The 11,676-nt window shown below is 60.8% G+C and carries 10 protein-coding genes; 4 read left to right on the top strand and 6 right to left on the bottom strand.

Going from position 1 to position 11,676, the window contains the following annotated elements; all coding sequences use genetic code 11:
• Window positions 1-35: 35 nt before the first annotated feature.
• From fbpC to MKleb_RS05785, 6 genes are all read right to left on the bottom strand, one after another.
• On the bottom strand, window positions 36-1,082 hold the full coding sequence (gene fbpC, locus MKleb_RS05760) for a ferric ABC transporter ATP-binding protein (RefSeq protein ID WP_025107208.1): 1,047 nt from the start codon (window positions 1,080-1,082) through the stop codon (window positions 36-38).
• Window positions 1,083-1,093: 11 nt separating this feature from the next.
• On the bottom strand, window positions 1,094-3,172 hold the full coding sequence (locus MKleb_RS05765) for an ABC transporter permease (RefSeq protein WP_025107207.1): 2,079 nt from the start codon (window positions 3,170-3,172) through the stop codon (window positions 1,094-1,096).
• Window positions 3,173-3,241: 69 nt separating this feature from the next.
• Window positions 3,242-4,273, bottom strand: coding sequence for an ABC transporter substrate-binding protein (locus MKleb_RS05770; protein WP_025107206.1), 1,032 nt, complete (start codon window positions 4,271-4,273; stop codon window positions 3,242-3,244).
• Entirely contained in the window at window positions 4,273-5,592 is a 1,320-nt protein-coding gene (uhpC, locus tag MKleb_RS05775) for an MFS transporter family glucose-6-phosphate receptor UhpC (RefSeq protein WP_223852531.1), read from the bottom strand. The genes MKleb_RS05770 and uhpC overlap by 1 nt, the downstream gene beginning before the upstream one ends.
• A gap of 60 nt (window positions 5,593-5,652) precedes the next feature.
• Entirely contained in the window at window positions 5,653-7,194 is a 1,542-nt protein-coding gene (locus tag MKleb_RS05780; RefSeq protein ID WP_025107205.1) for an MASE1 domain-containing sensor histidine kinase, read from the bottom strand.
• Window positions 7,194-7,823 carry a response regulator transcription factor gene (locus MKleb_RS05785; RefSeq protein ID WP_025107204.1) on the bottom strand — a complete coding sequence of 210 codons (630 nt, stop codon included), beginning with the start codon at window positions 7,821-7,823 and terminating at the stop codon, window positions 7,194-7,196. The genes MKleb_RS05780 and MKleb_RS05785 overlap by 1 nt, the downstream gene beginning before the upstream one ends.
• 341 nt (window positions 7,824-8,164) lie before the next feature.
• Here MKleb_RS05785 and tauA point away from each other — a divergent pair, with 341 nt between their 5' ends.
• The 4 genes from tauA to tauD are packed head-to-tail and all read left to right on the top strand — an operon-like array spanning window position 8,165 to window position 11,578.
• Window positions 8,165-9,127 carry a taurine ABC transporter substrate-binding protein gene (gene tauA / locus MKleb_RS05790; protein WP_004848133.1) on the top strand — a complete coding sequence of 321 codons (963 nt, stop codon included), beginning with the start codon at window positions 8,165-8,167 and terminating at the stop codon, window positions 9,125-9,127.
• Window positions 9,128-9,138: 11 nt separating this feature from the next.
• On the top strand, window positions 9,139-9,906 hold the full coding sequence (gene tauB / locus MKleb_RS05795; protein ID WP_004848135.1) for a taurine ABC transporter ATP-binding subunit: 768 nt from the start codon (window positions 9,139-9,141) through the stop codon (window positions 9,904-9,906).
• Window positions 9,903-10,730: a taurine ABC transporter permease TauC gene (gene tauC, locus MKleb_RS05800; RefSeq protein WP_004848136.1), complete on the top strand. Its 828-nt coding sequence runs from the start codon at window positions 9,903-9,905 to the stop codon at window positions 10,728-10,730. The genes tauB and tauC overlap by 4 nt, the downstream gene beginning before the upstream one ends.
• Window positions 10,727-11,578, top strand: coding sequence for a taurine dioxygenase (tauD, locus tag MKleb_RS05805; RefSeq protein ID WP_025107203.1), 852 nt, complete (start codon window positions 10,727-10,729; stop codon window positions 11,576-11,578). The genes tauC and tauD overlap by 4 nt, the downstream gene beginning before the upstream one ends.
• Window positions 11,579-11,676 lie beyond the last annotated feature (98 nt).

Here is an 11,676-nt window from a genome sequence, read left to right on the forward strand (position 1 = left end):
TAGGCCGGGTAAGCGTAAGCGCTACCCGGCATCAATCATCCGGCATCCGCTAACACAAACATCCCGTACGGGTGGATTTCGAGATAGTAATGCTCGCCGACGTCCGGCTGCAGCCGCGTCGCGTTCACCTGCAGCAAAATTTCCTGCCCGTGCCACTCTACCGTCACCTCGTACTGCGGCCCCATATAGGCCACGTGGCGGATCGTGCAGCGCTGGCTCTCCTCGCCGCGATCGCTCAGGGTGATCGCCTCCGGGCGGACGCCGACGCTGCCCTCGCCGTGGGCGGCAAAATGCGGCGGCCTCGGCAGCCGATAGCCATAAATATCGACGAACCCCTCGCTGAAGGCGGCCGGGAACAGGTTGGCATCGCCCATAAAGCTCGCCATAAAGCGCGACGCGGGCTGGCGGTAAAGATCCTGCGGCGAGCCGATCTGCATGATATGCCCCTTATTCATCACCAGCACGGTATCGGAAACCGCAAAGGCTTCACTCTGATCGTGGGTCACGTACAGCGAGGTGATATCAAACTGCTTTTGCAGTTCGCGGATCTTATCGCGCATGCTGCGCCGCAGGTTGGCGTCGAGGTTGCTTAAGGGCTCATCAAACAGCAGCACCTTTGGCTTGAGGATCAGGGCGCGCGCCAGCGCTACGCGCTGCTGCTGGCCGCCGGAGATCTGATCGACATAGCGGTCTTCGAAGCCCTCCAGATCCACCATCGCCAGCGCCTCCTTCACCCGCGCTTTCACATCGCTGCGCGACGCGCCGAGCATCTTCAGACCGTAGCCGACGTTGTCCCCCAGCGACATATGCGGAAACAGGGCGTAAGACTGAAACACCATACAGATGTCGCGCTGCTGAATGGAGCGATGGGTCACGTCTTCGCCATCGATGAAAATCTGCCCTTCGCTCGGTTTTTCCAGCCCGGCGACCAGGCGCAGAATGGTGGTCTTACCGCAGCCGGAAGGGCCGAGCAGGGTCACCATTTGCCCCTGCGGGATGGTGAGATTGATATTGTCGATAACCGTGTTGCTGCCGAATCGCTTGGTGACGTTGCGCAGTTCAACAAAATTTTTCTGACTCATAGTGCGCTCCATTACGCCTGGTTTTTGGCTTTTGACCGGGAGATACGCGCTTCCCCGATCAGCCAGTCAAAGATAAAAATAATCGCCAGCATCACTACGATCAGAATTGATCCGTAGGCGATCGCCACGCCGTATTCGCCGTCTTCCACCCGGTTGAGGATATAGGCGGTAGCGACGCGGGTGTCCGGCGTCACGAGGAACACAATGGCGCTGACGGTGGTAATGGCGCGCACAAAGCTGTAGATCAGCGCCGAGAGGATCGCCGGGCGCAGCAGCGGCAGCAGGATATGCGTAATGGTGCGCAGGGAACCCGCGCGCAGGCTGAGCGACGCTTCGTCCAGCGATTTGTCGATCTGGCCTAAACCGGCAATGCCCGCCCGGATGCCCACCGGCACGTTACGCATCACCATCGAGATAATCACAATCGCCGCCGTTCCGGTGAGGTACACAGGCGCGCTGTTAAAGGCGAGAATATAGGAGACGCCCGCCACGGTGCCCGGCACCGCGAAGCACAGCATGGTGGTGAACTCGATGGTCTTTTTGCCTTTAAACTGCTGACGCACCACGATCCAGGCGATCAGCAGGCCGAAGGCGGCGGTGATCGGCGCGGCGATCCCGGCGTAGAGCAGGGTATCGAGCAGCGAAGGCCAGGCGCCGTCGCTCATCCCCTGGCCGAACAGCTTGATAAAGTTATCCAGCGTCAGGGTGTAATCCACGCCCCAGTTAACGGTAAAACTGCCATAGAAAATGCTGCCGTAGAGCAGGGCGTTAAAGGCGATCCACACCGCCAGAATGGCGATCACGCTCCACACCAGGGTCACCGGCAGCGGCTGCACGTCGCCGCGATAGGACTTGCCGGAAACCGTGACGTAAGAGCGCTTGCCAATCCACATATACTGAATGCAGAACACCAGCAGCGAGAACAGCAGCAGGAATGCGCCGAGGGTACTGGCGGCCTGATAATCGAGCTGCGAACCGGTGATATAGAAGTAGATTTGCGTCGCCAGCACGTCGAAGTTGCCGCCGAGCACCAGCGGGTTGCTGAAGTCGGCCAGCGACTGAACGATGACGATTAAAAACGCGTTCGCCAGCGCCGGTTTCAGCAGCGGGACGAAGACGCCATTGAAGGTCTGCCAGCGGCTGGCGCGCAGGGTGTACGACGCCTCCTCCAGCGACGGATGAATGGTCTTAATCGCGCCGTCGAGGATCATAAATGCCATCGGGGTGAACGCCAGCACCTGCGCCAGCCAGATGCCGGTAAATCCGTACAGCCAGTTAGTGTTGGTTAAGCCGAACCAGTCGACCATCAGTTCGGTGACGTAGCCGGAACGGCCCATCATCAGGGTGACGCCGAGGCCGACGACAAAGGGCGGGGTGACGATCGGCAGAATCGAGAAAATGCGGCCGATAATCGCGCTGCGCTTCGCGATGCGGGTGGTGTAAATCGCCAGCACCAGACCAAAGAAAGTGCAGCCGATGCCTACCGCAATCGACAGGGCGATGGAGTTGAGGATCACCTGGACAATATGCGCCTGCGACAGCACGGCCATAAACGCCAGCGGGGCAAACTCGCCGGCGTCGTTGGTGAACATCGGGATGAAAATGGCGATGCTCGGCCAGACGATAAAGACGCCGATTAACGCCACGATGGTGACCAGCGAACCAATCACAAAGCGGTCGCCGCCCAGCCATTCCAGGCGGGTGAGCGCCAGGGTCATGATGGCGCCCAGCGCGACAAACAGCACGAGGGTGGCGTAGCCTAACCCGCGGCCTTCCACGGTGGCGCTGACGACGATAAACGCCATACAGAGGAGCGCCCAGCCGGCGTCGAGGTAGTGGCGGCTGCGCTGCTCCCGGCTGGCTTCCTGCCATGGACGAATCAGCAGCAGGCTCGGCAGGAGATACCACAGCCAGCTGATATTGAACTGTGACCAGCCGTAGGCCGCGAGAATTTCATCTTGCGTGGACTCCAGCAGACCGTAATCCAGGCTCCAGCTCGGCAGCAGGGCGAACGCCAGCCAGCCGAATAAAACCCAAAGGAATATCGCATCCCGCTTTTTCACGGGATGGAGTGCAAGTGTGTGTGACATAAGTTTTCCGGTGTCGTAGGCCGGGTAGGGCGTGGATGCCGCTACCCGGCAAATGAACGCAGTGCGGGCTTATTTACCCATCTTCACTTCGCTAACCCATTTATTGATGAGCGCTTTACGCACGTCCGTTGAGCCGTATTTATCCATGTCGTAGTTGATAAGCTTCAGGTCGTCGAGCTTCAGCGAGTTCGGCGAAGTTTCGGCGCTGGTGTTGGTCAGGATCTGATAGGACTTGCCTTTCTTCCACGCCAGCTCCTGGGCCTCTTTCGACAGCACCCAGTCGACAAACAGTTTGGCGTTGTCGAGGTTGCGCGCGCCCTTCAGAATGCTCACGCCGCCAATTTCGTAGCCGGTGCCTTCGCAAGGCGAGATCAGCTCCAGCGGCGCGCCCTGTTCTTTTTCCAGCGAATAGTCGTGCAGGAAGCCGATGCCGATGGCCGTTTCACCGCGGGCGGCGTTGCGCGCCGGGGCGATACCGGATTTCGTGTACTGGGAGACGTTAGCGTTGAGCTGTTTAAGATAATCGAAAGCCTGATCGTCTCCCCACAGCTGGGCGAAGGTCGCCAGCGCGGTGTAGGCGGTGCCGGAGCTCTGCGGGTCGGCAATCTGGATTTCGCCTTTGTATTCCGGTTTGGTCAGATCCTTCCAGCATTTTGGCACCGGCAGGTTTTTCTCTTTCAGGCGCTGGGTGTTCACGCCGAAGCCGAGAATGCCGACGTACACCGCCGAGGAGTAGTTGCCTTTCAGCTTCGCCGGATCGCGGAACTGCTCCATCACCTGCGTAAGATTCGGCGATTTATAGGGCTGCAGCAGGCCCATTTCGCCGGCCTGGGACTGCGGGTCGAGGGTGCCGCCGTACCAGACATCCGCCTGCGGGTTTTTCTTCTCGGCATCGACCTTCGCCAGCGTGCTGCCGGAGCCGTTGCGAATAAACGAGGTTTTTACGTCATATTTTTCGCCGAAGGCTTTAGTTTCCGCCTCACACATTTCGTTGGTGGCGCTGCAATAGACCACCAGACGACCTTTGGCGTGCGCCGCGCCGCTTAACGTCGCCAGCGCAATGCCGGAAGCAATCAGGGTAGTGACCAGCGTTTTTTTCATTATTTTATCCTTTGAGCAGCAGAGGTAGTAATGCTCGCCATCAGCAGCGGCATCAGCAATAAACCCATCAGAACTGCGGCGACCGAGAGTAAACTGAACATCCCCGACCAGCCGTAGCGTTCAATGACCAGCGATAGAGGCCAGCCCGCCAGCGCTGCCCCCAGATAGGCGAACAGGCCGAGAAATCCGCTGATTGACCCCGCCGCCGCTTTGTGTCCGCACTCCACCGCCGCGAGGCCAATCAGCATTTGCGGGCCAAAAACGAAGAAGCCCACCGTAAAGAAACACACCGCCAGCAGCGCGTAGTGGTGTACCGGCGCCAGCCAGAGCGCGGCGACGGAGACCATCAGCCCCAGCGTGAACAGTAAAATCATCGGCGCCCGCTGGCCGCTGAACAGCAGATCCGAGCCCCATCCGGCGAACAGCGCGCCGAGCAGGCCGCCCGCTTCAAACAGCATCACCGTGGCGTTGGCGCTGAGCAGATTGACGCCGTGGCTCTCCGTCAGCCAGATGTTGCCCCAGTCGTTGAGCGCGATGCGGATCAGGTAGACCAGCACATAAGAGACGCCCAGCAGCCAGATCATCGGGTTCTTCAGCATCGTGGTGCGCAGCATCTGCCACAGCCCCATCGGCGGGCTTTGCCGCTCCTGGCGCAGCTCCAGCGGGTCGTTACGCCAGGCGCCCACCGACGGCAATCCCTCTTCGCGGGGCGTTCCTTTCAGGTGCAGCGTTAACCAGATGCCTGATGCCATGCTGATCATCCCCGGTGCCAGCATCGCCGCCTGCCAGCCCCACCAGTGGGCGGCAAAGGCGCTAATCAGCGGGATAATCGCCCCGCCGATGTTGATCGACATATTCCAGCAGCCCCACCAGAAGCCGCGTTCGTTGCGCGAGTACCAGTGGGTTAGCAGGCGGGCGCAGGGAGGCCAGCCCCAGCCCTGAAAAAATCCGTTCAGCGTCCAGACCGCCAGCAGCAGCGTCAGCGACTCGCCGAAGGCGAACACCACGTTCAGCAGACCGGTGGCGAACAGGCCCGCGCCCATAAACCAGCGCTGCCCGTGGCTGTCGTGCCACAGCCCGGCGGTAAACTTCGACAGGCCGTAGGTCAGGTAAAACAGCGACCCCAGCAGGCCAATATCGCCTTTATCCAGGCCCAGATCCGTTTGCAGCGCCGGCAGAACGTAGTTGACGCTTTTGCGCGTCAGGTAAAACGCCGCATACCCGATGACCATGTACATCAGCAGCTGCGGACGCAGCGTCCTGTAACGTTGATTAATGTCGGTTGCTGAGCGCATAGCCGTCTCCGTTTTGCTGACTATATGAAAGTGAAATCGAAAGGGGATGAGAGAAAGTCCGGAGTGACTAAGACTTTTTCCTGGTTAGCCGGCTGTTTGTTGCAAATTTGTGGGCAAGTTAACAATTACGCGTGTGCCGCGCTGCGACTCCAGCGTCAGCTCTCCGCCCAGGGCGCTGACCCGCTCACGCATGCCCTGAATGCCGAAGCCGGCCATTTTGTCGGGGCTGATGCCGATACCGTTGTCCTTCACCTCCAGGCGCAGCAGCGTCCCCTGCTGATACAGGGCAATGGCGACCTCGCTGGCGTCGGCGTGCTTACAGACGTTATTAAGCAGCTCCTGCAGCAGCCGATAGAGGGTGAAGCGCACCGTTTCGCTCTCCGGCGTGGCGGTGAGCCGGTAGTCAAAGCGGCAGCGGATACCGCGCTCGGCAAAGGCAAACTCATTGAGCAAATGGTGCAGCGCCTCTTTAAACGACAGCTCATCGAGGGCCGGCGGGCGCAGCTGGCGCAGCAGCTGGCGGGTGGAGTGGTGAATACGCCGGGCGAGATCGTTAATCTGGCTGGCGGCGGCCTGGGTTTGCGCCGGATCGCGCGCCCGCTTCACCAGCTGCGACTGGATCTGAATGGCGGTAATATTCTGGCCGATTTCGTCGTGCAGCTCACGCGCCAGGCTTTTGCGCGTATCCTCTTCGGTATGGATCAGCTTTTCGGCCAGCGCCCGCCGGGCCGCCAGCTCCGCCTCCAGCCGCTGGCGGTAGTGGTGCAGGTTTTGCGCCAGGTGCTGCTGGCGGCTGATGGCAATGCCCAGCCCGATGCCGAGCAGCGCCTGGGTGGCCAGAAAAATCTCCAGCTCCACCAGGTTGCTGAATCCAACGCCAACCTGGCGGGCGATGGTGATCATCATGCTACCCAGCAGGCCGGAAAGGACGCCGCCCTGCCAGCCGAACTTCCACGCCATCACCACGTTGGGCAGAAACACCACAATTAACAGCAGGCGCTCGATTTCCGGCGACAGTACCATCTGGGTGCCGATGCCGATGATAAAGAACAGGCTGCACCAGATGATCAGCGAGGTGCGCAGCGGCGGATTATTGGTATCCAGCCCCAGCAGATGGTAGCGGTGCTGCTGGCGCAGGAATTCAAAAATCAGATAGACAAACGGCGTCAGCAGCACCCCGCCGGTAAACGAGGCCAGGCCGAGCATCATCGCCGGGCTTTTCACAAACGGCGAGAGCAGCGCGGTGTTGAGCAGCGCGCTGGCGGTGACCGTAGCCAGCAGCAGCGTCAGCCGCTGCCAGTAAAGGGGAAAGCGGTGCCAGAACTGTTGGGCGATGCCGGCGGGAAGCAGGCCGATCAACGGCGCGGCCAGCAGAATATAGCCGTTCAGCAGCTGTTCGCCGTGCAGCCAGAGCAGCATCAGCACCGGAGGCAGCACCAGCGCGGGCCAGTAGCGGCGCGAAAGCAGGATCAGCAGCGCCAGATAGACGCCGTGCGGCAGGAACAGCGCCGCCTGCTGGCCGTTATGGGTCAGGTAAAACCCGAGCGTCCACAGCATCAGCCAGCCGCTTCCCCAGGCCAGCACGATGAACAGCGAGATGACGCTGTGGCGAAGGCTGCGCGACATTAATGACCCGCCAGCAGCTGGTGGTCGAGGGCGAAATGGACCAGATCAATGGTGCTGTGACACTGTAGTTTGCCCAGCACGTTGGCGCGATGGACGTGAACCGTTTTGTGGCTGAGCTCGAGCTTAAAGGCGATCTCCTTGACGCTGTCGCCTTTAACCAGCAAATCAAAGACTTCGCGTTCACGCGGGGTGAGCACTTCCAGCACCTGCGCCGATTGTTCTCCGCCGCGCAGCGCCCGCAGCGCATCGGCGCACAGGTAGTGTCCGCCCATACCGACGGAACGCACCGCCTGGACCAACTCTTCCGGGCCGCAGCGTTTGGTCAGATAGCCGCTGGCGCCGGCATCAAGCGCGCTCTGCACGAAGGTGGGGGTGTCGTAAATACTGAGAATAATGGCGCGGAACTGCGGCTTTTGCGCGCGCAGGCGCTTTAGCAGGCTCAGGCCGTTCTCATCCGGCATTGCGATATCCATGACCGCCACGTCGACGTCGTCGCGCAGCAGCGCCGGCCAGGCTTCCGCCGCGCGGCTGAACTGGCCAACCACCTCGAGATCTTCTTCGAGGCTGAGTAACTGCGCAAAGCCTGAACGCACCACCACATGGTCATCGACCAGCACCACTCGAATCATGTTTCTTCTCTCTCAGCGCATCATGGTTCTATGATGCCTGCCGCCGCTGCGCTGGCAATCAATCAGGCGCAGTTATGCAATGAATGTAACAAAATCGCAATACACTTCATCCTTCAAGCTGCCTCTTTGTTGGCTTCGTTTGCCCGCCCCGGTCACTGACTTATGTCAGCTCCCGGGGACGAACAACCTTGCCGCCTCGATGCAGCATGAATGATTTTGTGTATAAGCATTGCCGATTTTTTTCTAAAAACGCTTTGTTCTTAGCAAGATGTTTTAATTCCTTTATCAAATTCAGGCGCAACGAAATACTGCCCCCATAACAAGACAGGGGAGCAGACAACATGGTTTTTTCATCGCGTATCACACTCATTGCCGCGCTGGCGCTGGCGGCGTTCCAGGCCCAGGCGGTCAACGTTACCGTGGCGTATCAGACCTCCGCCGAGCCGGCGAAAGTCGCCCAGGCGGACAACACTTTCGCCAAAGCGAGCGGGGCGACCGTCGACTGGCGCAAGTTTGACAGCGGCGCGAGCATCGTGCGGGCGCTGGCTTCCGGCGACGTGCAGATCGGCAACCTCGGCTCCAGCCCGCTGGCGGTCGCCGCCACCCAGCAGGTGCCGATTGAAGTCTTTCTGCTGGCCTCAAAGCTCGGTAACTCCGAAGCGCTGGTAGTGAAGAAGAGCATCACCAAACCGCAGGACCTGATCGGCAAACGCATCGCCGTGCCATTTATCTCCACCACCCACTACAGCCTGCTGTCGGCGCTGAAGCACTGGGGGATTAAACCGGGGCAGGTGCAGATCCTCAACCTGCAGCCGCCGGCGATTATTGCCGCCTGGCAGCGTGGCGACATTGACGGCGCCTACGTCTGGGCGCCGGCGGTTAACGCGCTGGAAAAAGACGGCACGGTTCTCACCGACTCGTCGCAGGTGGGCGAGTGGGGCGCGCCGACGCTGGACGTGTGGGTGGTACGCAAAGACTTTGCCGAAAAGCATCCTGACATCGTCAAAGCCTTCGCCAAAAGCGCCATTGACGCGCAGCAGCCCTATATCGCCAACCCGGATGAGTGGCTGAAGCAGCCGGAGAACATCAGCAAGCTGGCGCGCTTAAGCGGCGTACCGGAAGCCGACGTCCCGGGGCTGGTGAAAGGCAATACCTACCTGACCGCCGCCCAGCAGGCGCAGGAGCTGAACGGGCCGGTGAATAAAGCCATCATCGACACCGCTAAATTCCTGAAAGAGCAGGGTAAAGTGCCCGCAGCGGGAAGCGACTACAGCCAGTACGTCACCGACCGTTTTGTGAAGTAAAGGAGGTCATGATGCTGCAAATCTCGCATCTTTCCGCCGATTACGGCGGTAAACCGGCGCTGGCGGATATCAACCTGACGCTGGACAGCGGCGAACTGCTGGTGGTCCTGGGGCCCTCCGGCTGCGGTAAAACCACGCTGCTGAACCTGATTGCCGGATTCGTGCCTTATCAGCACGGCAGCATCACCCTTGAAGGCCAGCGGGTTGAAGGGCCGGGCGCCGATCGCGGCGTGGTGTTTCAGCACGAAGGGCTGCTGCCGTGGCGCAACGTGCAGGATAACGTTGCGCTCGGGCTGCAGCTGGCTGGGGTCGACAAAACGCAGCGCCGGGCAACCGCCGCGCAGATGCTGAAAAAAGTGGGCCTCGAAGGGGCGGAAAAGCGCTTTATCTGGCAGCTCTCCGGCGGCCAGCGTCAGCGGGTAGGCATTGCCCGCGCGCTGGCGGCCAACCCGCAGCTGCTGCTGCTTGATGAACCGTTTGGCGCGCTGGATGCCTTTACCCGCGAGCAGATGCAAACCCTGTTGCTCAGCCTGTGGCACGAGACCGGTAAGAAGGTGCTGCTGATTACCCACGATATCGAAGAGGCGGTGTTTATGGCCACCGAACTGGTACTACTCTCGCCGGGGCCGGGCCGGGTGCTCGAACGGCTGCCGCTCGATTTTGGCCGCCGCTTCGTCGCCGGTGAATCCTGCCGCAGCATTAAATCGGACCCGCGGTTTATCGAACAGCGCGAATACGTCCTCAGCCGGGTATTTGAACAACGGGAGGCTTTCTCATGAGCGTGGTCATCAATGACAAACCGCGTCAGCGGGGGCTGAAGTGGCGCTGGCCGCTCTCGCGTCAGCTCAGCCTGAGCGTGGCGACCCTGGCGGTACTGCTGGCTATCTGGTGGGCCGTTGCCGCCCTGCAGCTGATTAGTCCGCTGTTTCTGCCGCCCCCGGGACAGGTATTGCAGAAACTTATCGCTATTGCCGGTCCGCAGGGTTTTATGGACGCCACCCTCTGGCAGCACCTGGCGGCGAGCCTGACGCGTATCGTTATCGCGCTGCTGGCGGCGGTACTGCTCGGCGTGCCGGTGGGGATCGCCATGGGGCTGAGCCCCACGGTACGCGGGATCCTCGACCCGCTGATCGAGCTTTATCGCCCGGTGCCCCCGCTGGCCTATTTACCGCTGATGGTGATCTGGTTCGGCATCGGCGAGACCTCGAAGATCCTGCTGATCTACCTGGCGATATTCGCGCCGGTGGCGATGTCGGCGCTGGCAGGGGTTAAGAGCGCTCAGCAGGTGCGCATTCGCGCCGCGCAATCTTTAGGGGCCAGCCGGGCGCAGGTGCTGTGGCTGGTGATCCTGCCCGGCGCGCTGCCGGAGATCCTCACCGGCCTGCGCATTGGGCTCGGCGTGGGCTGGTCGACGCTGGTGGCCGCGGAGCTGATTGCCGCCACTCGCGGGTTAGGTTTTATGGTGCAGTCCGCCGGTGAGTTCCTCGCCACCGACGTGGTGCTGGCCGGGATCGCGGTGATTGCCATCATCGCCTTTTTACTGGAACTGGGGCTGCGCGCGCTGCAGCGTCGCCTGACGCCCTGGCATGGAGAAGTACAATGAGCGAACGTTTAAGCATTACCCCGCTGGGGCCGTATATTGGCGCGCAGGTATCCGGGGTCGACATCACCCGCCCGCTGAGCGACAACCAGTTTGAGCAGCTGTATCACGCGGTGCTGCGTCACCAGGTGGTGTTCCTGCGCGAGCAAAACATCACTCCCGAGCAGCAGCGGGATCTCGCCCTGCGCTTTGGCGACCTGCATATTCATCCGGTCTATCCGCACGCGCCCGGCGTGGATGAGATTATCGTGCTTGATACCCATGACGATAATCCGCCGGATAATGATAACTGGCACACCGATGTCACCTTTATTGAGACGCCGCCCGCCGGGGCGATCCTCGCGGCAAAAGAGCTGCCGTCAACCGGCGGCGATACCCTGTGGACCAGCGGCATTGCGGCCTATGAGGCGCTCTCCGCGCCTTTGCGCCAGCTGTTAAGCGGCCTGCGCGCGGAGCATGATTTTCGCAAATCGTTTCAGGAGTACAAATACCGTAAAAGCGAAGAGGAGCATCAGCGCTGGCTGGAGGCGGTCGCGAAAAATCCGCCGCTGCTGCATCCGGTGGTGCGCTCCCATCCGGTGACCGGGAAGCAGGCGCTGTTTGTCAATGAGGGCTTTACCACCCGCATCGTTGACGTCACGGAGAAAGAGAGCGAGGCGCTGCTCGGCTTCCTGTTTGCTCACGTTACTAAACCGGACTTCCAGGTGCGCTGGCGCTGGCAGCCGAACGACGTGGCGATTTGGGATAACCGCGTCACCCAGCACTACGCCAACGCCGATTACCTGCCGCAGCGGCGCATTATGCACCGGGCGACGATTCTCGGGGATAAACCCTATTACCGGGCGGGGTAATGCTTGTAGCCCAGCCGCGCGCCGTGGAGAACATCGGAAGCGGTATTGCACGCTGCTTCCCGGAGGCGGCGCTTAACGCGCCTTGTCCGGGCTACCGG

Origin of the sequence: Klebsiella sp. PL-2018, from assembly GCF_019048985.1 — a bacterium.
Taxonomy (GTDB): Bacteria; Pseudomonadota; Gammaproteobacteria; order Enterobacterales; family Enterobacteriaceae; genus Klebsiella; species Klebsiella michiganensis.